The organism is Bradyrhizobium sp. USDA3010 (assembly GCF_056429065.1).
Window position 1 is genome coordinate 32,508 of record NZ_JBWJZD010000023.1, and the last position, 24,152, is coordinate 56,659.

The 24,152-nt window shown below is 59.8% G+C and carries 21 protein-coding genes; 12 read left to right on the forward strand and 9 right to left on the reverse strand.

Annotation, left to right across the window (positions count from 1 at the left end):
- The first annotated feature begins 49 nt into the window (after positions 1 to 49).
- Entirely contained in the window at positions 50 to 469 is a 420-nt protein-coding gene (locus AC066Y_RS28760; RefSeq protein ID WP_478276897.1) for a TSUP family transporter, read from the forward strand.
- Positions 470 to 587: 118 nt separating this feature from the next.
- Here AC066Y_RS28760 and AC066Y_RS28765 read toward each other — a convergent pair whose 3' ends face one another.
- Positions 588 to 848: a YjiS-like domain-containing protein gene (locus AC066Y_RS28765; protein WP_478276807.1), complete on the reverse strand. Its 261-nt coding sequence runs from the start codon at positions 846 to 848 to the stop codon at positions 588 to 590.
- Between the two features lie 320 nt (positions 849 to 1,168).
- A complete protein-coding gene (locus AC066Y_RS28770) occupies positions 1,169 to 1,846 on the reverse strand; it encodes a molybdate ABC transporter substrate-binding protein (RefSeq protein WP_478276808.1) in 678 nt (225 codons plus the stop codon).
- Between the two features lie 461 nt (positions 1,847 to 2,307).
- Here AC066Y_RS28770 and AC066Y_RS28775 point away from each other — a divergent pair, with 461 nt between their 5' ends.
- Entirely contained in the window at positions 2,308 to 2,814 is a 507-nt protein-coding gene (locus AC066Y_RS28775) for a YybH family protein (protein ID WP_478276809.1), read from the forward strand.
- Positions 2,815 to 3,074: 260 nt separating this feature from the next.
- Here AC066Y_RS28775 and AC066Y_RS28780 read toward each other — a convergent pair whose 3' ends face one another.
- The gene (locus AC066Y_RS28780; protein WP_478276810.1) at positions 3,075 to 3,263 is read right to left on the reverse strand and encodes a hypothetical protein; all 189 of its coding nucleotides are present in this window, start codon (positions 3,261 to 3,263) and stop codon (positions 3,075 to 3,077) included.
- Between the two features lie 411 nt (positions 3,264 to 3,674).
- Between AC066Y_RS28780 and AC066Y_RS28785 the strand changes: the two genes are divergently transcribed.
- The 6 genes from AC066Y_RS28785 to AC066Y_RS28810 all read left to right on the forward strand — a co-directional run bounded on the left by AC066Y_RS28785 (position 3,675) and on the right by AC066Y_RS28810 (position 12,781).
- Entirely contained in the window at positions 3,675 to 3,887 is a 213-nt protein-coding gene (locus AC066Y_RS28785) for an SUMF1/EgtB/PvdO family nonheme iron enzyme (RefSeq protein WP_478276898.1), read from the forward strand.
- Positions 3,820 to 4,365, forward strand: a complete 546-nt coding sequence (locus tag AC066Y_RS28790) for a formylglycine-generating enzyme family protein (protein ID WP_478276899.1) — start codon at positions 3,820 to 3,822, stop codon at positions 4,363 to 4,365. Before AC066Y_RS28785 ends, AC066Y_RS28790 begins: the two co-directional genes overlap by 68 nt.
- 416 nt (positions 4,366 to 4,781) lie before the next feature.
- Positions 4,782 to 5,228 (forward strand): MaoC family dehydratase, encoded by a 447-nt coding sequence (locus AC066Y_RS28795; RefSeq protein WP_478276811.1) that lies wholly within the window; start codon positions 4,782 to 4,784, stop codon positions 5,226 to 5,228.
- Between the two features lie 1,099 nt (positions 5,229 to 6,327).
- On the forward strand, positions 6,328 to 8,424 hold the full coding sequence (locus AC066Y_RS28800; protein WP_478276812.1) for a hypothetical protein: 2,097 nt from the start codon (positions 6,328 to 6,330) through the stop codon (positions 8,422 to 8,424).
- 9 nt (positions 8,425 to 8,433) lie between these two features.
- On the forward strand, positions 8,434 to 11,388 hold the full coding sequence (locus tag AC066Y_RS28805; RefSeq protein WP_478276813.1) for a hypothetical protein: 2,955 nt from the start codon (positions 8,434 to 8,436) through the stop codon (positions 11,386 to 11,388).
- 13 nt (positions 11,389 to 11,401) lie between these two features.
- A complete protein-coding gene (locus AC066Y_RS28810; RefSeq protein WP_478276814.1) occupies positions 11,402 to 12,781 on the forward strand; it encodes a caspase family protein in 1,380 nt (459 codons plus the stop codon).
- Between the two features lie 795 nt (positions 12,782 to 13,576).
- On the opposite strand, the gene AC066Y_RS28815 is transcribed toward AC066Y_RS28810, so the two are convergent.
- From AC066Y_RS28815 to AC066Y_RS28840, 6 genes are all read right to left on the reverse strand, one after another.
- Positions 13,577 to 15,460 (reverse strand): toll/interleukin-1 receptor domain-containing protein, encoded by a 1,884-nt coding sequence (locus AC066Y_RS28815; RefSeq protein ID WP_478276815.1) that lies wholly within the window; start codon positions 15,458 to 15,460, stop codon positions 13,577 to 13,579.
- A 339-nt stretch (positions 15,461 to 15,799) separates the two neighbouring features.
- Positions 15,800 to 16,162 carry a hypothetical protein gene (locus tag AC066Y_RS28820; protein WP_478276816.1) on the reverse strand — a complete coding sequence of 121 codons (363 nt, stop codon included), beginning with the start codon at positions 16,160 to 16,162 and terminating at the stop codon, positions 15,800 to 15,802.
- Between the two features lie 52 nt (positions 16,163 to 16,214).
- Positions 16,215 to 16,769, reverse strand: coding sequence for a winged helix-turn-helix transcriptional regulator (locus AC066Y_RS28825; protein ID WP_478276817.1), 555 nt, complete (start codon positions 16,767 to 16,769; stop codon positions 16,215 to 16,217).
- An 83-nt stretch (positions 16,770 to 16,852) separates the two neighbouring features.
- On the reverse strand, positions 16,853 to 18,118 hold the full coding sequence (locus tag AC066Y_RS28830; RefSeq protein ID WP_478276818.1) for a CaiB/BaiF CoA transferase family protein: 1,266 nt from the start codon (positions 18,116 to 18,118) through the stop codon (positions 16,853 to 16,855).
- 2 nt (positions 18,119 to 18,120) lie between these two features.
- Positions 18,121 to 18,918, reverse strand: a complete 798-nt coding sequence (locus tag AC066Y_RS28835; protein ID WP_478276819.1) for an enoyl-CoA hydratase/isomerase family protein — start codon at positions 18,916 to 18,918, stop codon at positions 18,121 to 18,123.
- A gap of 166 nt (positions 18,919 to 19,084) precedes the next feature.
- Entirely contained in the window at positions 19,085 to 19,576 is a 492-nt protein-coding gene (locus AC066Y_RS28840) for a winged helix-turn-helix transcriptional regulator (protein WP_478276820.1), read from the reverse strand.
- Between the two features lie 114 nt (positions 19,577 to 19,690).
- Between AC066Y_RS28840 and AC066Y_RS28845 the strand changes: the two genes are divergently transcribed.
- Genes AC066Y_RS28845 through AC066Y_RS28860 form a run of 4 tightly spaced genes read left to right on the forward strand, consistent with a single transcriptional unit; the run spans position 19,691 to position 24,150 of the window.
- Positions 19,691 to 20,416, forward strand: a complete 726-nt coding sequence (locus AC066Y_RS28845) for a hypothetical protein (protein WP_478276821.1) — start codon at positions 19,691 to 19,693, stop codon at positions 20,414 to 20,416.
- 20 nt (positions 20,417 to 20,436) lie between these two features.
- Entirely contained in the window at positions 20,437 to 20,934 is a 498-nt protein-coding gene (locus tag AC066Y_RS28850) for a (2Fe-2S)-binding protein (RefSeq protein WP_478276822.1), read from the forward strand.
- A complete protein-coding gene (locus tag AC066Y_RS28855) occupies positions 20,927 to 23,299 on the forward strand; it encodes a xanthine dehydrogenase family protein molybdopterin-binding subunit (RefSeq protein WP_478276823.1) in 2,373 nt (790 codons plus the stop codon). Before AC066Y_RS28850 ends, AC066Y_RS28855 begins: the two co-directional genes overlap by 8 nt.
- Positions 23,296 to 24,150 carry an FAD binding domain-containing protein gene (locus AC066Y_RS28860; RefSeq protein ID WP_478276824.1) on the forward strand — a complete coding sequence of 285 codons (855 nt, stop codon included), beginning with the start codon at positions 23,296 to 23,298 and terminating at the stop codon, positions 24,148 to 24,150. The genes AC066Y_RS28855 and AC066Y_RS28860 overlap by 4 nt, the downstream gene beginning before the upstream one ends.
- Positions 24,151 to 24,152 lie beyond the last annotated feature (2 nt).

Below are 24,152 nucleotides of genomic sequence, written 5' to 3' on the forward strand. Positions count from 1 at the left end.
TATCGCCAATTCCGCTTCATTGCGCCGTTAGGATTCCGAGTGGGGCATAATCGGCGCCTTCCTCGTCGCATACAGTCTTTACGCGTGGTTTCGCCCCACGATCGCCCCTGTGAAGGGCGCCGCTGCAGCCGACGCCGGCGCTGGTTTTCTCAACGGCGTGCTGGGCGGCATAACAGGATTGGCGGGAATCCTAGTCACCATCTGGTGCGGCCTGCGTGGTTGGTCGAAGGACGCGCAACGCACGGTCTTCCAGCCGGTCGCGGTGACGGTTTTCCTGATGACCACTCTGTGGATCGGCGCGAAAGGGGCTGTCGCGCGGGACACTTTCAAACTGTTTTTGATCGGGCTGCCTGCGCTGTTTGCAGGAACGTGGCTCGGCCCCAAGCTCTACGGTCGGATCAACGAGGCCACGTTCCGCAAAATCGTGCTGGCGTTACTGCTGGTTTCGGGTGCTGTCCTGATCTTTTAGCCGCTCTGGGGAAGATTTCGACTTCTACCGTGACGTGGCTGAGACCGCGCAGGCCGCCCTCAGTGGATGGGCCGCGCGCCGGTTTCTTCCGCGGCCAACCAATGAGGATGATGGACACTCATCGGCTATCGCGCCAAGCGTCTAAATACCAGGACGACCTTCGTGCTTCTTCAGCGTCCGTCCTTGATACGCCAATGTCTTTGAGCAGCCGATCGTCTAATTCGAGAAGCTCGCTGTATTGGTGGCGTCGCTCTAACCACAGTGCTATTCGGGCCAACTGCGCGAGCGGAAATTGCCAGAACCATCTAATATCCGGAAAAGCGGGTAAAGCTGCGTGGGACGTATCGGATGAAGCTCGCGCTATGTTGCTGCAAGACATGTTTCACCTCCGTAGTGGAGCGAAACAACGCTTGGCTCGAGAGCTTGTCGGGCGGTTGTCGAAGGCCCGAGCTGCGAGGGTTATCATATTCCCCTTCTGCTCACAAGCTGAGGCTGAGGATCGCTTGTGGCCCTCTTGAGACGTGCCGACCGGCGCGGAAGATGTCGGCTCACCAGGGTTGACCGGAAGTCATCGCGGCGGGGCTGAACCGACGCGGGATGACCCCATTCCGGACCTGCGGCAGTCGTCGTAGTCTCGGACTGTCGGGTTACCGTGAAGCGGTTCTGTTCTCGTTGACCCCAAGCGAAGCGAGAACGGGTCTAGGCCGGATCCATGCCCTTGGACTTGAGCACCGCAGCGCTGGTCGGACTGGTGAGGCGCTCGATCAGCGATTTGGCCGCTGCCGGATCCTTGCTCTCGGCTCCGATGCCGACCGCGAAGACTATCGCACTGTTCAAATCACCGGGCAGAGGGCCGACCACCTGAGCCCCCGGCACCGCGGCAATTTCCGAGGCCTGTGCGATCCCCATTTCGACCTCGCCCTTCGCGACGAGTTCGCCCGCTTGAGCACCCGGCACCAGGACGGTCTTCGATTTCACCTGATCGGCGATGCCGAGACGATCGATGACCTTGGCGAAATAGACGCCACTAGCACCGCCCTTCGCTGGATCAGCGTAGGAGATCGATTGGGCGGCAAGAAGCGCACTCTTCAGTTTCTCCGCCGTGCTGATATCCGGCTTGGGCGCACCCGTACGTACCCCGATGGCGACATAAGAGCTCCCCACGTTGACGATGCTACCCGGGGCAACCTTGCCCTGACTCTGCAGACCCTCGAGGACAGGGCGCGACAGGATCATCACATCTGCGGTTTCGCCCGCCTCGATCCGCTTCTTCAGATCCGCAATCGTGCTGTAGACGACCATTAGCTTGTTGCTGCTGCTGCTCCCGTACCTCGGCGTGAGCTCGTCGAGTGTAGGGGTGAGCGCGACCGTGCTCATAACCTTGACTTCGGCGGCATGGGCGGGGGGTGCTGCAGCTCCAAGAACTAACAGGAACGAACACTCTATTACCGCCGCAAGCGTGGCCCGTCGCGAGAGAAACCGTCGCATCATGGCTTTCTTACCTCCCGGTTGGCTTGATCCCGAGCATAACCGAAACGCGGTCGGCCTAGTAGGGGTCGGTAGAAAGTGGCGTGCGGACGACTGATCTTGGCCCATCGCGTCGGTTGGCGCAGTGGAGCGGTATGTCTGAAGTTGGGGACAGATCGGACGTGGCTTGCCATTGGAAAGAATGTCGAGATTGCCCCAACTGAGACATCGCGGGCCAATTCTTCTCAACTTCCCCAGCCAGCTTCCCTCGCTGGCAGGATTGGAAGCACGGCCGAACCACCCTGTGAGTGGCTTCAAGTCAATGATACTATTTCTATCCAGATCATCGGCAAGTCTATGGGAGGATCCTCGTGACAAACCGTTATGTGATAGCAGTATCAATGCTCGCGGGCGCTGTATTTAGTGCCGCTCCACTTGGTGGAATAAATGCGCAAGAAGTCGATAGTGCGATCCAACAAAGCCACGCGGCTTTAGGAGCAATTTTGAAGGGCGACCCCAGCTTGTACAAAGCTCTGTTCTCTAATCAGGATGACGTAACTCTGGGCAATCCTTTTGGACCGTTCGTTCGCGGCCGAAGCAAGGTTGAGGAAACAGTAACAGCCGCCGCTTCGAATTACCGTGATGGAGAGGTCACAGGTCTTGAACTCGTAGCGAAGTACGTGTCTGGTGATCTTGCGTGCGTGGTCGAAGTGGAGCGGGGGCGCGCCAAAGTCGGCGGCGCGAGTGAAACCGTCCCTCTTGCACTCCGTGTGACCAGTCTGTTTCGCTTGGAGAGCGGCGCCTGGAAGCTTGTCCATCGGCACGCTGATCCGATTACATCAGCGCGTCCCGCAGCGTCAGTGATCAACAAACAATGAGGTGTTAAAATCTAGTCCGGATATATATCCGCAGACCACAAAATAAAGACCCTGTTGCCAGGGCGAGCAGAGCCAGCGCGGTCCAGGCGCTTAAGATCCTTAGGCCGAGGCCCCCTCAGTCGGTGGGCCTCTTTCATTTCTCTCACCCGCCGATGTCGCTTATTGGCCCAAACAGACATTTACTCAGGCATATTTGATGTCTGCGTTTGAGGGCAATGCGGACCTCCCAGAGCTTGCCTAGGCAAATCGACAAACCCCGATCAGCGGCGCCCGTTTTCAGAAACACGTTGCTTGCCTATGAACACAGGCGTCACAGGCTTGGCCGCAGCCGGCCCCTCATAGCGAGCAACAAGCGCCAGCAGCCGCTGCTTGATGAAGGGATCATCCGCGCGATCAGCGAGGTCGCGGACCAAAATTGCCCGCTGTTTATTAAATTCATCGTCCAGCATAAGACCACCTAAATAAGGCTGACTATACGGACCTTAATTTGCTTTAGCTATTTTCGAGTTGCGTATGGTTAAGCGTGCGAACTCCCCAGAAATGCCGGGCTTCATCAAGCCACAGCTCGCCGCGCTCCGGAGCAAAGCTCCCAAAGCCGGCTATCAAGTACGATCATGTTCGGAGCTGAACTTTCCTCGCAAGCTGTCCATAGCCTGGCTTCGAGAACGAGCATCCAGAAGGCGTCTTCTTGCGTCCTGTCCGTTCTCCTCTGCTTTGAGACCTACAGCTCGGTCGAGACGGAGGCTTCGGCGGAAGCAGGAAGGGGGCGACCGTTGGCTTCGTTGCTCACCGTGGCGAAGGAGCGCGCAGCCGACCCCCGCGGTTCTGAGTTCAGAGAGTGCCAAGTTACTTGTCCCCTTATGGTGGCAGTCCCCACGGGCCAATTCACGATGGGCTCGTCGGAGACTGACGTAGATCGGACTGCTGGCGAAGGTACTCAGCACGAAGTCTCGATCGCCGAGCGGTTTGCAGTTTCCAAGTATGAGATAACCTTTGATCAATGGGATGCTTGCGTGCAGCTGCAGCGTGCTCACGAGCCCAGGACGCGTGGGGCCGAGGAAGCATGCCCGTGATCAACGTGAGTTGGAACGATGCCAAGCTGTACGTGGCTTGGCTCTCGAGTGTCACAAGAAAGAGTATCGCCTTTTAACAGAAGCCGAATGGGAGTACGCGGCGCGCGCCGGTTCAAATACGCGCTGCGCATGGGGAGATCAGCCCGGAACTGGGAACGCCAACTGCAACGGATGCGGCGGCGGTTGGTCACTGCAAGCCGCCGTAGTTGGATCATTTCGACCGAACGCCTTTGGCATCCACGACATGGAAGGCAATGTCTGGGAATGGGTGGAAGATATTTGGCACGACAGTTACGGCGGCGCGCCGGCGGATGGCTCAGCATGGCTCGAAGGCGGTGACGCGACCTACCGCGTCATTCGAGGAGGGTCTTGGCACAACGAGATCGAACTCATCCGCGCACCTATCCGGTTCAAACGTCGCAGGAAGGTTCAGTTCGATACACTTGGGTTCAGAGTGGCGAGGACAATGCGGCCATAGCAACAACAGGCGCGGTCCTGTTCCGATCGATTTCCTCCGTAAGCGATCCGATCGGCAACTATGAGTTGGCAAGTGCCTTCGACGAGGTCCCGTCTGGGCAGCGATCAGTTTTGAGAGAGGAATTAGGGTACGATCGTCCGCTAATTTCCTTCACCGGAATGAAGGCGCTGGGAATATATTCGAGAGATAGACGATTTGCTTTCGAAGAGATTTGGACGCGCGGTTCGGAAGAATAGCAGACATTCCAGTGCGTCTCGGAGGTACCTCGAAAGGCGCCGTCTGGGCAGCACATCAGGTAAGTCGTGCATTGGATGTGCAAGCGGATGAATCGAAACTGCCGCGTTACGCTCGTGCAACGTTCGCCCGACATGCGCGGGAGCGGCCAAGGTCGGCAATTGGAAGGAGGAGGCTCAACCATGATCGAATGGTTTGACGATCTCGCTGTCGGGATGCAATTCAAGACTGGCGAGGCCCAGATCACCGCGCCAGACATCAAGCGCTTTGCAGCAGAATTCGATCCACAACCGATGCATCTGGATGAAGAAGCCGCCGCCAAGACCTTCTTCAAGGGCCTTGCGGCATCCGGATGGCACACCGCCGCAATTGCGATGCGGTTGTTGGTCGAAAGTCGCCCGTTCGGCGATCATCCAATCATCGGGATCGGAGGTGGGGTACGTTGGCTGGCCCCGGTGCGTCCCGGCGATGTCCTGCATCTGGAAGGTGAGGTCGAAAGCCTCGCGCCGTCGAAGAGCAAGCCGCAGGGCACAGTGAATATGAAATGGACGATGTACAACCAGGATGGCCATGCGGTTTACGCGTTCACGCCGACAACGATCGTTCAACGTCGCCCAGGCGCGTGCTGACACTGGTCGGTCCAGCCGGCGGTTGGCATCCGCATACTCCGCAGCACTTTCGCAACGATCGATCTTAGTGGGTACGCCTATCAACTTGATAACCACGGCTCTGCAGGCGCTCCGTGTACGCCCCGACTCATCTGCCGCCTTGGGATCTGCTGCCCAATATCGAGCTTCTCGTGAGACTGATAAGGTATGTGCAATTCTCTTATCAGTCTCCGAACCGATTTCGTTTTCTTCCTTCCCTTGTCAGGAACGAACGGGCTCAATTCGACCTGACAACGAATGTTTGCAGCCCAACAGCAGAGTTCAGGTTCGTCTCCAGAAAATGTCTGAGCTGGATCAGAAGTCGCCATTGATCGAAACCGTCGTGATGATCCAGCGGCCGGCCAACTTGCGTTTCTCGCTCAGCAGATTTAGCTCAAGAGAAAATTCAAATGTAAGTACCATGCTTGGCGAAGTGAAACGAATAGAAGCAGGAACTGTTTACCAGTTCCTCAGATCGTCGCCAAATCGGTGAATGATATCACAACTGAACGACCACAGCGGGTCTAGCATGCTGGGGCAAGGATCAAGAACTTGTAAAAAGTCTCATCCATTCCGAAAGCCAGTATTGGCTTGAGGGAGATATGCAAGACTAACAACTCAATCAATACTTCTATTGTTTCCGTTGCTTGTTGATGATGGCGCCAAGCTGCGCATCGCAATTGTCGACCCTAAGAACTTCTTGAACGTTCTCGTGGTGCTTACTGCAATTTCGACCGGACTGTCGCGTCTTCGCAGCGCTGAGAGACCAAGCGTAAACCACATCTCATAAGTACTGCCCTTCTGGGAAGCACCAGGCACATTCCATACGGCGAGGCGGTTTAGACACCTCTCTCTGGTAGCCGTCGCTCGCCGCAACCAAGCGGAGCATATTATGGTAACGCCAGTTGGACCACTTTTCGCAGTCGGCAATCAGGTCGTGACGAAATCTGGGTGGCGTATCAGCTATTGGGTTGATGCGCACAACCAGCAGCTGCAGGCAGCCGGACAAGCGCCTGTGTATTACTGGCTACCCGAGCAGGTCAATCTCGCGCGAAAGCCCAACGGAGACTACAAGTTCAGCATGATCCACTTCGCCGGCGTGCGATCGAGCGGCACAACTGTGGGCGAAACCAGCTCCGACAACGAGGTGGCAGGCGGGCTGATCAATTTTGCGACGACCGCTGCACCGCCGGACAACGTGTTGGCCGATGCCCATGCGGCGCTGATCGATCAGGTTCGCGGTCACGACAATCCGTTGTGGCGATACACCTCGAATCAAAAGCCTTGGTTCACTTTCATTCCCATCGTCAGCAATCAGTGCGTGCTCTCCAATACCTTGCCGGGCGACAGCCGCGGCATTCCGGCCGTGATGTCGAGCAAGAGCCCAATCGCAGGAGCGCCACCGACGATCGGGCTCAGCCGCTCCTATCTACCAGCGGGAGCTATGCCCCGCACGGTGCCGCAGAGCTATCGTGGCACCAACATTGACCCGATGTTCGTGAAGCTGTCAGGGCAAGGCCCCGGCACCATCGATCCGGGCGCAGAGAAGGCTTACAGCGCCCTGCTCGGCAGTATTCCGGCGGCAGTCGCTTATAGCGGCTTTCATAATCTCGGCACCGGCGTGATGAACGTGACGCAGAACATGATGGTCCGGGTGGTCAGTCCGTTGATGACGATCGATATCACCGGTCATTGGTCAAGAATTCAGGATCACTTCTCGGGCGCCGCGCACGCCGGCGGTCTGTTCTGGAGTGCTGACATTCAAGCCCAATACGACAGCCTCCGCGAATCCGGCGACATCGAGGTCCATACATTCGTCGACCAGTCACTGCCTGGAGCGGATAAGCTGCAGGAATACATGGACAAGCGAAGCGACCTTATCTTCCAGAAGTTTATGGATCTGGCGAAGCAGGTGATCTTTGACCCGGCGCCGTTCAACGAACAGCCGGCACAAGCCAGCGGCGGCTTTCTCGGCTTCGGCGGCGGCGCCGCGTTCAAATTGCGCGAGCAGCGCACCAACCTCGACTTAGAGTATCACGAGACCAAGGAGATCGCCTACCTGCAGAATTATCAAGTCGGCGGCACGCTCGACGGCGTGGCGGACGAAATCCGGGCCAATCCCGCCAAGGACAAAGTATATTTCCTTACGGTCGATATCGGCGACTGGGACCGCAAGGTCGCGCGCGTCTTCAAGCCGGTGGTGAACTGGCCGGACCCGACGCAGAAATGGGTGGGCGAGCCCATCGCATTCCTGTCCTGTCAAGTTGGTTACCCCAACGCTGACGGCGCCCTGCAATGGGATGGACACGTCTTCAGTCCGTCCGACGGGCCGGACGCTCATTTCGATACCGCGACATTCATGAAGCAGAAGAGCGACGTTGCCCATCCGCCGGCGGGCTGGGAGCCGGACAAGATGTTCCTGAAGCGGCAGATTCACTTTACCGAGCCGCCGAGCGAATTCGAGAATCCCTACGCACGCGTGCAGGTCGAGAAAGACATCGTCGACCTCGATCCAAACCCCCTCGGAACGCCCGACAACACAATCGCCGTCGAAATCCGCGTCGAAGAGGCTGGCACACTCTCGGTCGGGCCGATCCTGCTTGGCGCCAATCTGACCGACGACACCCAATACGTCGAAGTGACGATGCAGGCGCTCGGCAAGCGCGACGACGGCAATGACCGCGACCCGGTCAAGTTCACCTTCAAGTTCGCGGATCAGAATGTGCCGCGCTATTGGCTGGTTTACACCGGGCAGAAGAACTTCGTGCCGAAGTTCCAGTATTCGGTTCGGGTCGTGGTCAAGGGTACGCTGTTCACCCACGGACAGGAATGGTCGACGACCACTCCCATCTCCACCGGCGGCAGCGGCGGCCTGATGGTGACAGTACCGACACCTGACGATCCCAACGTCACAAAGAAGGATGTCCCATTGTCTGCGATCGCCTCAACGACAAATGGGCAGGGTGCGCCCGCAACGCCGCCGCCCTCGACCGATCATGTCGTACCTCCGCCCAGTACGTTGAAACCGACGGCACCGCCGGCCGGCAAGGGAGCGCCCGCTTCCGGCGGCTATGGCGAAGTGGGCGGCTGGGCAGGGGCACCCGGAGATGGCGGCGCATCGAAGGGCACGCCGGCTCCAAAGGACGAGGTTGTGTTTTCGAGCTTCGAACCGGCGTAGGCGGGCACCATGTCTGCCCTTGGATCACGCGTCGCGCCGAGCACGACATCCGGCTGGAGCAGGCTTGATCTGCCTGGTCCAGCATCGGTCCTGGTCCGGCGCACGAGAGATGGTTACGACCATCTCTCGGGCAATCCGCGAGTCGCGCGCGACACCGCCGGCCGCCCGCGGGTCGCGTTGACGCTGGTGCTGTCGCGGATGCCGACGGTCGACGACGCTTCCATCGCACCGCTGGTGACATGCGGTTCACTGTCGCTGGTAATTGCGTTCGATACCCCCGAACAGGATATCGCCGCCCTCGCCTCGCGGCTCGACGCACCCTGCCGGAAGCTGTTCGTGCGTGCCGGCCGGTGCTCCCTGCGCGACAGTCGCGCACGCTATGCCGGAACCGATCTGTTCGGGACGCGGGTCGAGGGCATCATCGCCACGTCCCTGCCGCCGGAGGCTGCGCTGGACGTGCTCTATGCGTTCGACCGACGGCCGTCGCGGCTTCGACTTGCGACCGAGATCGTCGACGGCCCGCCGATTGACGACTTGTCGCTCGACCTGGTGCTTGGCGGGATTCTCGATGGCCTGGATCGCAGCCTTTATTTGTCCCTGGTGGTCGTGAATGCCGACGGCACCGCGGACCGGGTGCCGGAGTTGCGCAAGAACCTGCCGGGCGGCGAAACGGCATTGCGGGCGGCGCCGGCGGCGGTGCCACTTGTTGCAATGAACAACCGGCTTACCTCCCTGCCGTTCGCGATGACCCCAAGCCACGTCGCGCAGCCCTCGGCAGCCGCACTGATCGCGGGCGGCGCCACGAGCCAAGGCATCGTTCTCAATGCGCACGCGCATACGTTCATCGGCAACGATATGCACGTGCTGCCGCTACATCTCGATGATACCCAGACGCCCACCCAGAACTACCCGCTGGTGTCCGATGTCGCCGCGTATTGGTGGCCCGATGCGCTCGACCCGAAGGCCGGCTGGTATGCGCCGACCTTTACGTTGGTGAAGCCCGCGGCCAGCGACAATGCCGCGAGCGCGGCGTTTTCCTTTGTGCTGGCTAAAACCGGCTCGGTGCTTGGCTCGGACGGCACCGCAAGAACCGGACTGACAGCCACCGTGCGGCTCACCGTCAAGGCTGCGATGACGCCAGAGACGGTCGCCGCCGCCGCGGCCAATCCGGATCGCAGGCTGCAACCGGTTCCGTTGCAGAATCTGTCATGTGCACTGCAGATCCCGTATCGCCGGGCGGGTAGCAACGAGAGTCAATCCCAGCGATTTCCCGGGACGGTGTCCCAGGCCGGCGACCAGATCACGATCACCGTCGCGTTGCTCGACGATTGGGTGCGGCTGACCTATGCGTCGCTGGCATTTCCGGGGACCGGCGAGCCGCCGCGCGTCGTCGTCTCCTACGCTTTCACCTCCTACCAGTACATCTTTGACAGCTTCCAGGCATTGCACGTGATCGGAGGCGGCCTCGTCCACCAGATTGCCAGGGTGGCCACCGTCAACGATCTTCCGGCGCAGGTGCGCGGGCCAACGCTGGTCAGGCAGGACCTGAAGATCGTGAGTCCGTCGGGTTCAGTGCAGTTCGACCGCGAGAGCCCTTCGATTGGTGGACGAGCGCCAGCGACGCCGGCCGTTCCACACCTTGGCGTCACGCTAATACCGCCTGCGGACATTCAGCCGCATCTCATCCCGGCAACAACCAGCCCGCACCGAACGCTGGTGACCCGTTCGGTGGTCCGCGAGGAGACCACCGACGCTTCGCTGCCGTGCAGCAGCTACGGGAACTTCTATCTCCAGCGCAATGACGCCGGGGTTGTCACGGCGATCGGCTGCCAGGATTCCCTGAAGCTTGGCGAAACCGCGCTGAAAGCGTTCGACGAAGTCACCACGTTGCGTGATCCGGCGTTTCGCGTGTTTCGCTCGCTGCAACAGCCAGGGCGGTTCATGGTCGCGCCGACAGCGTACCGGGTCGGGCGTTTCGGCGACGGAAGCGGCAGCAAAGCCTTCCGGCCGATGATCATGCTGTATGGCCTGCTCGATGTCGATCCGGCGAACAATCGGTACGCCTTGACCACGACACTGATTCCCGACGTCACTCCCGGGGCGTTGGTGCGGCTCGGCGCGAAACTTGTCGCCTTGACGCCGTCCGGCAGCACTCCAACGATCGTCTATCCAACGGACCCGTTCGTTGCGGCCACGGCCGGCTATTCGTGGGCGTTGCCAGCCGAATTGGGCACGCCGCAAGCACTCACCGTACTCGACGCCATCACCATTACCCTCAGCCTGCCGTTGGCGAATGCCGCGCTTCTTACCGCCGTGCTCGATCGCAGCGGCATTCAGGGCGGCGTTACCTTCACGCTGCCGGACGGCAGCAGCGTCAACGCTGCGTTGATCGTCGACAGCAATGTGGTCGGCCCTCCCGAATCCGGTCCGGTGACGGTGACGCTGCAAGGTGACACCGCGACACTCACGAATCGCACACAGCAGGCCATGAACGTCACCGACCTGGTGATGTCGACACCAAGCGGAACAAACAGTGTGGTCGCCGTCAACACCACGCTCGCGCCAGGGACAACCGTTACCGCGAAGGTCGATCCGGCGACCACACGGGCGTTTGCCGACGCCACCGCGGTCGCCGCGACCTCGATCGAGGAGCTTGACGTGTTCGTCGAAGACGTCACCAGCACCGTGACGTTCATCAATCAGCTCAACTTTTCCAACCATCAATTGACTGCGCTTGCCGTCCGGGCACGCCTCGAGGGAAGCAGCCACATCGAGACTGTCAGTCTGGCCGAAGCCAGCACTGCCGACGCTTCATTCACGCTGCCGATCAACGAGTATCTGGCGCATCAGACGCTGCAGTTTGCGCTGGTCGAGACCCGCGCAAGCGGCACGGTCACGACCGGCTGGCGCAGTTGGGACCTCAACAAGGGCAGCGTTATCGGGATTACCGCTGATCTTCTGTAGGAAGGAGAATGTTATGAGTCAGGGCTTTTCTCTACATATTGGTTTGAACGGCGTCGATGCATCGAAGTACAACGGCTGGGCTGGTACACTGGCTGGCTGCATCAACGATGCCAATGCGATGGAGACGATTTGCCAGTCGCAGGGTTTCACGACGCAAAAGCTTCTTGATGGTGAGGCCACCGCCGACGCCATTCTCGGAGCCATCGGACAGGCTGCGTACAATTTGCAGTCCGGAGATACCTGCGTCATTTCCTATTCCGGTCACGGCGGCCAGGTCCCGGACACGACCGGAGACTCGCCCAACGGTCTTGACGACACCTGGGTGGCTTACGACCGCATGGTACTCGGACACGAACTCTACAATCTGTGGGGCCAGTTTGCGGCTAACGTGCGCATCGAGGTCTATTCGGATAGTTGCCACAGCGGCACTGTCATTCGTGAGCTGTTCATCCCGACCGGCATCCGATGGCCGCAGTCGAAACGTAAGGCAATTCCAATTTTCCCACAGGGCCGGGGATTACAGAATCTCAAGTCCGTCTACGGGCGCGCGGCCAACACGCGTGCGCGCGGCCCCGCACCCGACGTTGCAGCGATACGAAAGCGGTCAATTCCTCCGGCCATCGCGCTCGATGTCTTCGAGCGCGACATGCCGATGTACGAAGCTGCGCAATGGACCCGCAAGCGTGGCGAGATCAGCGCTTCGGTGATCTTGATCTCCGGCTGTCAAGACAATCAGGAATCGCAAGACGGCCAGAGCAACGGGCTCTTTACCGAGAAGCTTCTGTCAATCTGGGACGGCGGCAATTTCACGGGGTCGCTGCCGCAGTTCCATCAAGCGATCCTGGCGTTGATGCCGCCAGAACAGACACCGAATTATTTTACGGTCGGAGCCGACGATGACGTCTTCACCAACTCGAAGCCACTGACGATCGTGGTCGATGAACGAACCTCGGCGACGGGCCAACCGGCGAAGCCGCCGACCGCCCAGCAAGGACCCGCGGTAACCGGCCCCAACACCTATGATCGTTCGAGAAACAACGGTCCCGCGTTCAACGTGAAGCCCGGCACCAACGCGTATTATGCATTCGAGATTACGAGCGATCCGAACTGTTTTGGCTATCCGGCACAACGAACCGCCAGCAATTTCTACGCCTCCTGGAACGATTCGAAAGTCAAGTCGCGCTTCACCGGCGCTACGTATAACCTGCCATCCTATGCTTGGGAGGCATTGCGCAATAACAGCGCACTCTATTTCCGAATTCTCACTGCGAGCACGTTTGATCTGACCCGATGGGACAATTACGCAACCTCCACGGCTGATTCAGATGCGACATCCGCGCCCGTGATCTCCGTGAGTGGCGCAATGGCGTCACCGCCACTTGTACCAGTGTAGCAGCGGGCGCGGCTGTTCGCGGTTGAACGGACTGCCGCCGATGTTTCTGGCAGCACAGATCGATTGATAAGGTATTGTTAGAAACCTTATCAGTCGTTCAACTGACTCCATTTGCGACCAAACCTTATCAGTCAATCGACTTGCCCCATTTCAGCAATTCGGTCATCGGGGTTGGCCGCCACTGAGAAACCAGTAGCGTGCTGCTTTGACTGCTGCATTGCACGAGGCAGCTATTGCACCTACGAGCCACGCGCTCATAACGGTCTGGTTGCAGGTTCGCGTCCTGCCGGGCCCACCAAGAAGATCAACATCTTACTGGATCCTGCTTGCCCCCAGCGCAACGACCGCACCAGATATGTGCTCTTTTCGTTCGTGCGCAAGTTCGCGCACCTCAACCCGCTCGATGGCGCTAGGCCGTCTTGGGTGACGGTGAATATTATCGTCGCCCACTCATCGGATGCACCGACAAAGCCGCTGATTAAGAATCAGCTCCTTTGTGGGTTATTGCAGATACTTAGCTGTAAAAACCCCTCTCGGCGCGGCCAAATAGATCAATGGGTTACAGCCCGATTGTAAAATCGCAGGTCCGCCTAGTCCGATTGGGTGATGAACCTCTCGGCCGTCTGTGCTGACTCCTAGTTTGCCAGGGATTTTGCATTTCCTCCTTGGGGCTAGAGCCAGCGCCGACCACATGAATTATAAGCGGGCGGCGTTGCGCTGTTGGGACGCGTTGGGTCCCACAAAGTATCCTAAGTTAGCCTTGTAGCGTTTGCGCTATGATGCCGTAGAAAAGCGCTACTGTCCCCAGGCCGCGAATGCCTCGGTGAAGGCCCGTTCGCCGGTGTCGCCTTTTTCGATCGCGATGATGGCGCGGCGCTGGTTGGTGTAGACCAGCGGCACGTCAAACCAGGAGCGCTCCTTCAGGAGTTGCAGGTTACGCGAACGGTCGTCGTCGACGTTGGAGAGGCCGACCAGGAAGAAGCCTTCGGTTACCTTAACCGCAAGTCCAGCCAACGGTGTGCCGCGGGCCTGCTCTTGGGACTTCATAAGGATGCCTGGTACGTTGCTGATACCGCCACCGGCGAAGTCCTGCGGTAGGATGAAAGTCAATTCCGCGGTATGACTCGCTGGCAGCGATGAATCGGTGTTGCGGCGGAACGCCATCGTCATCTTGAACTTGCGATCAGGGATATCGATGTCGGCGCGCACGGCGATGTCGGGCTTCTGGTTGCCCGAGGCCTTCACCGGTTCGGTACGCCATATCACCGAGCCGACATATCGCTTGCCGGCTGGATCCGACGGGTCTTCGTCATAGAGCACCACGCGCTGGGCGACGGGCGAGATTTGGTCTGACGGTTGACCGAGGCGATCTGGAATTTTTGGCCGCCCCCCGGGTGAAGTGGCGGGCACCGTCTGCTCGCTCGACGATGGCTTGCTTTCGTCAACTTTAGGCCGTTCTGCTTCCTGGGCTGTCGCTTTCGCTGTTCTTTCCAGCTTCGCCTTTAATTCGGCTTCGTGCAGTAAGCCCTGCGTATACTGCATCAAAACGTAGCTGAGCCCGCCAATCAATAGCAGCACTAATACGATTGCCACACCGATTGCTGGCAGACGCCAACGCGGGCCAGGCTGGAATGCCAGCCCTCTAGTTTTTGCTCGTTTCTCCGATTCACCTGCGAGTGGTTTGGCTTTTGCTCGCCATGCCTCGCCTTCCACCCGCCGCTGCTTATCGTCCGCGGGCCGCTTTGTTTCCGCCGTCTGGCGTCTTTGCTCTTCTTGAGAGCGTTCCCAGGCTATGGCCTGCGCTAGCTCGTCGGTAACTCGCTTGGCTTTCTCTTTGCGCTTGCGCTCTTCCTCGGTGCGCTCCCGATCTTTGACTTCTTCGAGTTGGCGTTGACGCTCCGCCTCCTGCTGCCTTGCCTCCTCATCAGCTTGCTGCCGAGCTTTGGCTTCTTCGAGTTGGCGTTGGCGTTCCGCCTCCGCCTCCGCCTCTTGCCGCCTTGCCTCTTCCTCAGCCTGCCGCCGAGCTTCGGCTTCTTCGAGTTGGCGTTGGTGCTCCGCCTCCGCCTCCTGCCGCCTTGCCTCCTCCTCAGCCTGCCGCCGAGCTTCAGCCTCTTCCATTCGTCGGCGCTCTTCAGGCGACACCCAAGGCTCATTCAGCGCTTCGACGATTTTTTGACAGAGGTGCTCGATCTGCTCTCGAACAAAAGTCGTGTGAGGATCGAGATGGCGCAATGATCGCCAATCTACATACTGACGATTGCCGATGGTTGAGAGGACAACGTCGTTCCGCCACTTGGTTTCGTTCTCGAGCGCGGGAACTGAAATGTAAAGAATTGGAAAAACCAGGTCGTTCCGACCGATAGCCTTCTCGCGCGCGAGAAACGATTGGAATTCAAATTGACAGTGTTTGCTGTTGACCGACCTGGGGGAAATAATGGGAATGAAGAAGAACGAGCCATCGATGGCGGCCTTGAGTTCTGCTTCCCAGTGCTTGCCTGGGGCAATCGCCGCAACATCCTGCCACAGCCGGAGCGTCGTCTTGCTGCGGCCCAGTTGGGCGCTCAGTTCGCGCTGTATCCCCTCTCGCAGGCCAGACAGTCCACCTCTAAACGCTTCGTCATCTTCGCGCGAATAGCTGAAGAAACCGACTAGTTCCGGCAGTTCCGCTAACGAGGGCATAACGCTATCCAGCTTTCGCCGATCCCCAGAAGAGCTCAAATTCAAAACAACATGTCGCCATTGCGTTCCGCGCCGACCAGGACGCAAGTTGCACGTCAGTGTAGCACTCAACCCGTAAAAGTTGGACCTGAGATCAATCACTTGCCAACAAGAGGCGCAGCAGGGGCTAACTTCCATTTCAAGACGTCAATACACCAGCATACGACCTGCTATATCCTCGCGCGTTGAACGTTCGGTAAGATCTACGTCGCACTTTATGATAAACCTTTGATTGCAAAACAAAATCCCTAGGTACAATGCTACGTTGGTGCGCAATGCGCGCCACTTGCTCATGGTCAATCAAGAAGGCCCGCTTGTAGCCAATGGATAACCACTAGAATCATTTTTTTGGTCAGCACCGCTTGGATCAATGGCAGCGTGCGGACCATCGTGAGCGAGGTTTCCGGCCGCGATCGGCACGCCGTTCGGCGCATATGGTACGACGCCGCCAACGCCCCAGGTCGCGCCCACCGCCGGGGCACTAAGCACAATCTGATCCTGCGCGGATCCGGCACCGCCCGTCAGCACCGTCTCGGTGCCGGCAACGTCCGTGAAGATCACCTCGATAAAAGCGGCATTCACGCCGACGAAGGAGAAATTGAACTTGGTCGTGACACCGTCGCCGAGCGCAATTGTGCTATTCACCGGTGTATTGGAAGTCACGTGAATGACGCTGTTCCGGAGAAAGCTGCTCGCTGCCAGTTCGCTGGTTACGCTATTTGTCTTTATCGGTTGCGGCTTTGCGCAGAACTTGGCTGATACGTCGTGGTTTGACCTTTCCATGCGGTAGTGGCCCACCAAATCGCTTTTGATTGAAAGGCACGGCGCCAGAACCCGCAACGATCTCGACGTCTTCAAGCTGCAACGGCTCGCCGCGCGCTGACAGCAAGGCGGGATATTCGATCTTCTGCCCGCTCGTGCGATCCCTGAAAACCACCTGCGGTCCGGCCGGCTCCGCCAGCCAGTCGTCGCCCCATTTCTTGAGCGCGAGATAAGTCGGGAAAAAATCGCGGCCCTTCTCGGTCAACACATATTCGTATCGTCCGCCATGCTCCGGCAGCGGCCCGCGCGTCATCATGCCGAGATCGACGAATTTTTTCAGCCGCGCGCTAAGAATGTTCGGCGCGACGCCGAGATAATGTTGAAACTCGTCGAACCGCTTGGTGCCATAATAGGCTTCCCGCAGCAATAGGATCGACCAGCGGTCGCCGACCACCTCCATGGCGCGGGCGATCGAGCATTCCTTGTTGGTGGAACGAGAGCGCTTCACGATGTATCTCGCAGTCTTGCTCCAGTGATTCCCGATCACTTATAGCAGGAGGGAAGTGCGGTCCGCCTCCCCTTCTTCGATCGTCAGGCCGCCTGCCCAGCCGGCTGCGTGGGTTTGGCCGCAACTTCCGGCTCGAGGGCGCGACGGTGCGTCACGAGTACCCCGGTCTCAGAGAGCCTTTGCAGTTCCGCCTCGCTCACGCCGAGTTCGCGGAATACCTCCTTGTTGTGTTCGCCCTGGAAAGCCGGCGTGCCGATCGGCGTCAGTTCGTCCCCAGAGAAGCGCCAGGGCCGGCCGGGCAATCTGTATTCGCCGCCGCTGCGATCCGGAACGAGCTGGACTGCTCCCCAGTAGTCGCTCCAGTCCGATTTCGTCAGCTCCTTGATCGAGCGGATTTCACCCATCGCGATCTTCGCCTCGTCGAACTGTGCGTCGAGCGTCGCCATATCCGGGAATGTCAGCATCCAGGACTGGATGATCTGATGCAACGCGCCGAAATTCAGCCGCCGGGCCGCGGCGCTCGAAAACCGTGGGTCGTCCATCAGATCGGCGCGCCGCATCGCACGCAGCCAGGACGGAAACGTACGGCTGCCGATAATGCTGGTGGCGACGGTGAAATGCTCACCCCGCGGCCCCGTGAAGAAGGAGCAATCAGTGGCACCGAGCACCGCAGGCTCTGCACCGATGTCCTCATCCGACAGGTCGACATGCGCACGTTCATTGACCGCAAGCAAGGTCGCAGCCATCGCCACGTCAATATACTGGCCCTGCCCGGTTGTCTGCCGACTGTGGAGTGCCGCGAGGATGGCGATCACCGCCTCCAATCCAGCATAGACGTCAGCATGCGACAGACTGTCCGTGCGCGGCTCTGTCAAGGCCTCGCCATAGTGCCGAACGCTATTCTCGGTAAAGCCGGCCTCGGCCTGCACGGTCGGAGCATAAGCCATCCGGCTGCGCCAGGGGCCACCCTGGCCGTAACCAGTGATCGACGCGTAGATCAACCGCGGATTTCGCTTCGACAGGGTCGCGTAGTCAAGGCCGAAGAAGCCGAGCGTTCCCGCACGAAAATTCTCCACCACGATATCGGCGCTATCGCAGAGCTTCAGCGCCAGATCATAGGCGCCGGGTACGTTCAGATTGATGCTGACGTTGCGCTTGCCGGCGTTCTGCTGCGCATAATAGCCCGACATGCCGTCGGTGGATGGAAACGCAAAGCGCGACACGTCCGGGCTTGGTGGCTCCACCTTGACGACCTCGGCGCCGAGGTCCTGCAAGGTCCGCGCGCACAGCGGACCTGCGAGCACGCGGGAAAAGTCGACGACGCGAATTCCGCTGAGAGGACCACCCATGATCAGCGCCCCGCGAATTTGGCGAGGCCGGGACCGTTCTTACGGAACGAGGCAAGGCCGGCTTTCAGATCTTCCGACGCCCAGATCGGCGCCTGCACTCTTGCCATAGCTTCGTCGGCCGCGGCCACCCCGTCATTGACAGCGATGTAGGCCAGCTCCTTGGTCGCCGCGTGGGCCAGCGTCGGCCCTTGCGCGAATTCCTCGGCCACCGCCATGGTCGCCTTCTCCAGCGATTCTTCCGGAACGGTAAGATTGATCAGACCCCACTTTTCCAGGGTCGGCGCATCATAGCGACGCGCCAGCATCGACATCTCCTTGGCGCGCAGTGCACCGATCCGCTGCACCTGGCGCTGGATGCCGCCCAGCAATGGATGCAGTCCAAGCGTAGCCTCCACCGAACCGATCTTCGCCGACGACGCCGCGATGATGTAGTCGCAAGACAGCGCCAGCTCGAGGCCACCGCCGAGACAGACGCCATGGATGCTCGCGATCAACGGGATCGGCAGCAATTCCATGAAGCGGAGAAACTCGACGCCGTTCAGGCGGCGATTCTCGCTGCTTGATTCGCCACTGCCCTGCTCCACGCGCTTGTCGAAAATATCGAGATCGGCGCCGGCGGAAAAATGTCGAAGCCCGCTCCGAAGGACGATCGCCCGGCTACCGGCTTTTTGCGCCTCCTCGACCTGCTCGACGACGGCATTGATGAGCTTCGGTCCAAGCAAATTGTAGGGCCGATAGACCATGGTCAATACGGCAATATTGCCGCGCTGCTCGCGCGCAATCAGTGCATCCTCGGACACCACACACCTCCCTGGTTGAACGCTGCGATGCGCGTTGCTCTTTCGTTGCAGCGAGCTTACATCATGACTTGCAATTTGCAAGTCATGATGGCGAATTAAATGATACCAATCATTTCACCACGACTGTGCCGCGCGGTTTGCAGACCAGAGGCAGGCGCGCCGGCTCTTATTTCCGGAAATGGGTAAGGCGCCACCGCACCAGTTCATCGGCGCCAGGGCCTGCTTGCGGCTGCACGTCCTGAAGCCTGACGCCTTGCCCGGTCTCGCTGTCGACCCTCGCGAGCTTCACCGGGTGCCCGGTTTTTCGATCGATGAATTTGAGTGGCGGCCCCGCGTCTCCGGAAACCGCCCATTTGTCTCCCACCTGCAAGAGCGCCTGCAGCACAAGGATGGTGTCCCGGCCCTTCGCGGTCAAACGGTACTCGTATCGCTCGGGATTCGTCTGGTATTGGCGCCGCTCGACCAATTCGTGTCCCTCAAGGTGCTTTAGCCGATCGGACAAGGTCGCGTTGGTTACGCCGGTCGAGCGGCGCAGGTCCTCGTACCGCCTGAGCCCGAGCGACAGGTCGCGCAGGATCAAGACGGCCCAGCGATCCCCGATCGCGTCCATGACGCCGGCGATCGAGCACGCCATCCCATCAAAGCTCTTTGACTTCATAAAGCGCTTGCCTCTTAGTCACTCTTATCATTAGAGTGAATACTTGTCGACGGCTATCTTCGCTTCCGCAGGCCCCCCGTCTATGGGGGCCACCAATTTCGACGGAATGGGACCATGATCATGCGCGAGCTTCGCGACCTTGTCATCGATGCCCACGGCGGCATCGAACGCTGGAATAATGTGAAAGCCATCGAAGGCGACATGTCCATCAGCGGCGGCCTTTGGACACGAAAGGGGTGGCCGGCGGCGCTGAAGAACGTCCGTGTCACGGCCGCCGCCGGCAAACAATGGATCAGCTACCACCCCTTCCTCGGCGAAGGCATGCGCAGTTCATGCACCCCCGACCATACCGTCATCGAAACGCTCGACGGCAAATCAGTCAAGGATCGCAAAAATCCCCGCGCCGCGTTTGACGGCCATACCGTCGAGACCCGGTGGGACGAATTGCATCTTGCTTATTTCAGCGGCTACGCGATGTGGAATTACCTCAATACGCCCTTCATCTTCGCGCTGCCCGGATTTCGCGCTGAAGAAATCGAGCCCTGGGATGAGAGCGGCGAAACACGCAGGCGGCTCAAGGTCACCTTTCCGGATCATATCGCGACGCATTGCGCCGAGCAGGTTTTCCACGTTAATGGTGAAGGGTTGATCTGCCGGATGGACTACAGCGCGGCCGTCGCCGGTGGCGTACCCACGGCGCATTACCTCGACGACCATCGTGATTTTTCCGGAATCAAGGTGGCGACGAAGCGGCGAGCGGTCCGCCGGAATGCAGACGGCACCGCGATTCCCGATCCGGTGTTCGTGGCGATCGATATCGCCGACGTCAGATTCTCATGATTGGACCGTCGGAGAAAACAATGACTGACCTCGGCGAAAAGCTTCACGTTGTGACAGTCGACGTGAATGGCATACGCCGGACCGCTTCGGTTGAAGCCCGCAAGCTTCTGGTTTACTTGCTCCGCGACGATCTCGGCCTCACGGGAACCCATGTCGGTTGCGACACGTCGCAATGCGGTGCATGCACGGTCGTTATCGACGGACAGGCCGTCAAATCCTGCACGGTTCTGGCTGTGATGGCCAACGGCTCGTCGATCACGACAATCGAAGGGCTCGCGCCCGGCGGCGGGGCGTTGCATCCGGTGCAGGCAGCTTTCCATGAGCACCACGCCCTGCAATGCGGTTTTTGCACGCCGGGGATGATCATGAGCGTCCGCCAGATGCTTAGGCAAAATCCGAATCCGACGGAAAGCGAAATCCGTCATGGCCTCGCCGGCAACATCTGCCGCTGTACCGGCTACAACAACATCGTTCGCGCGGTTCAGTCCCTTGCCTCGGAGGCGCCTCGCCATGACTGACACAACCGCGATCAGATATGTCGGCCAGCCCTTGCGACGGCGCGAAGACTTCAAGTTTGTTACCGGCAAGGGACGTTACAGCGACGACATCAAGGCGCCGGGCATGCTGCATATTGCCGTGCTGCGATCGCCGCATGCGCATGCAATCATCAAGCAGGTCGATCTAGTGGCGGCAAAAGCGGCGCCGGGCGTCCGCCTCGCTTTGTCGGGCGCCGACCTCGCCGGCAAGATCGGCTCGATCGTTCCCAACTGGATCATACCGGGCACGAAGGTGCCGGACCGGCCCGTCGTCGCCATCGACCGGGTTCGTTTCGTCGGCGAATGCGTCGCACTCGTCGTCGCCGAAACCCAGGCGATGGCGCACGATGCCATCGGGCTGATCGATGTCGACTACGAAACGCTTCCCTGCGTCGTCGACGAGGAAGCGGCGATCCGCGACGGCGCGCCGCAACTCCACGACAACGTGCCCAACAACGTCACCACGATCTACAAGATCGGCGGTGGCGACTATGGCAAGGCTGCGCGGGAGGCCGACCAGGTCATCACGCTTCGCGTCGCCAACAACCGCCTGATCCCGACCTGCATGGAGACGCGCTCCATTCTGGCCGAGCCAAATGTTGACGGCAGCCTGACGGTCTACCTCCAGAGCCAGGTGCCGCACATGCATCGCCGCTGGATCGCCGACACCGTTGGCATTTCCGAACATCAATTGCGGATCGTGTCACCCGACATCGGTGGCGGTTTCGGCGCAAAAATGCACCTCTATCCGGAGGAACTGCTCTGCCCGTACCTGGCGCGGCTCCTCGGCATGCCCGTCAAATGGTGGGAATCGCGCTCCGAAAGCCATCAATCCACCAACCATGGCCGGGCGCATACCGAGGCGCTGGAGATCGCCTTCCGCAACGACGGCAAGATCCTCGGTCTGAAGGTCGAGACACTGGGCAATGTCGGCGCCTATCTGTCGAACATGGCATCAGGCGGCCCCACCGTGAACACAATCAATTTCGGGACCGGCGCCTACAAGATCGAGCACTACGCGGCGCGCTCCAGGGTGGTTGTGACAAACACCGTACCGGTCGATGCCTATCGCGGATATGGCCGGCCCGAGGGGGCCTACATCGCCGAACGCGCGATCGATGCGGTCGCACGCCATCTCAATCTCGATCAGGCGGAGGTGCGCCGGCTTAATTTCATTCAGCCTGCCGACTTTCCGTATCGGCCCTATAACGGACCCGCCACGATCTACGACAGCGGCAATTATGAAGGCTGCCTCGCCAAGGCGATGGAAGCCTTCAACTACGAGGCCCGCAGCACTGAACGCGATCAACTGCGCGCCAAGGGCCGTTATCGCGGCATTGGCGTTGCGGCCTACACCCACATGTGCGGTATGGCGCCGTCACGCCGGCTCTCGCTGATGGGCTTCAACCGTGGCGGCTGGGAAAGCGCCCGGGTCAGCGTGGATTCAAGCGGCCGGGTGACGATCTTCTCGGGATCCATGAGTCAGGGCCACGGCCATGTCACGTCACTGGCGCAGATTGCCGCCGACGTCCTGCAGATTCCGATTGAAGACATCGACGTGGTGCAGGGCGACACGCGGCAAGTCCAGGCCGGTCATGGCACTTTCAACTCGCGGTCGATGGCGGTGGGCGGATCCGGCGTTCACGTCTCCTCTATCCGCGTCGTCGCCAAGGCGAAGAAGATTGCCGCGGGCATGCTCGAAGTCGATGAAGCGGATGTTTCCTATCAGGCCGGCAAGTTCAGTGTCCCCGGCACCGACATCGCGCCTTTGAAGTTCGGCACAGTGGCGAGGATGGCGTATGTCGGCCACAAGCTTCCGGATGGAATGGAGCCGGGTCTCGACGAGACCGTGTTTTACGATCCGAAGGGCATGGGCGCGCCTTCGGGCGTCCACATGGCCTATGTCGACGTCGATCCAGAGACCGGAATCGTCGACATTCTCGATTATGTCGCCGTTGATGATGCCGGCACCATCATCAATCCGTTGCTTGCCGCCGGACAGATTCATGGCGGCGTCGTGCAAGGCATCGCGCAGGCGCTCTATGAAGAAGTCAGCTACGATCCTGATACCGGGCAATTGATGACGGGATCGCTGTTGGACTATGCAGTCCCTCGCGCGGAGCATGTTCCCAGCATACGATCGCTGTTTCAGGAGACGCCATCGCCGACCAACCCGATCGGCGTCAAGGGCATCGGCGAGAGCGGATCGATCGCCGCACCCCCATGCATGGTTCACGCCGTGCTCGATGCGCTTTCACCGTTCGGGATTAAACATCTGGACATGCCGATGACGCCGCCGCGCGTCTGGTCGACGATCCAGAAGGCACGCGCCGGAGCAGACCGATGATCCCGGCCTCATTCGACTATGTTCGCGCAACGTCTCTCACCCACGCCATCGGCCTGCTGCAAGACGACCCCGACGGAAACAAGCTCGTGGCCGGCGGCCATACGCTGATCCCGACGATGAAATTGCGGTTGGCATCGCCCGCACTGTTGATCGATATCAGCGGCATCGATGAGTTAAAGGGAATCGAAGTTGCCGACCGCATTAGGATCGGCGCCCTGACCACGCATGCCGAACTGCTAGCTTCAAAACCTCTGCGAGAGGTGCTGCCGATCGTCCATCAAGCCGCCGACATGATCGCCGACCCGCAAGTGCGCAATCGCGGCACCATTGGCGGTTCACTGGCAAACGCCGACCCTGCGGCCGACTGGCCGGCGGTCGTCATCGCGCTGAAGGGCGAACTGGAGCTCGCCGGCCTGACCGGACGCAGGCGTATCGCGGCAAGGGACTTCTTCGTCGACATCATGACCACGGCACTCGAGCCAGGAGAAGTGCTTGTTGCGATCCATATGCCGCGTCCGAACCCCGGCGCGAAATTCCGGTATCGCAAGATACGCCATCCGGCGAGCGGCTATGCCGTGGTCGGTGTCGCCGCCACGCTGTGCTTGCGCGACGACATCGTTTCAGAAGCCATGATCGCCATCACCGGCGCGACCGGCCGGGCCTTTGCGGCCGATTCCGCGAGCACGCACCTGATCGGCAAGTCGCTATCGACTGAAAACATCGAAATGGCCGCATCGCTTACCAGCGAACAGGCTGAGTGCCTGTCGGACCATTACGCCTCGGCGGGTTATCGCAAGCATCTGGTTAAGACCGAGGTCAGCAGGGCGTTGGCATCGCTGAATGGTGCCTGAGC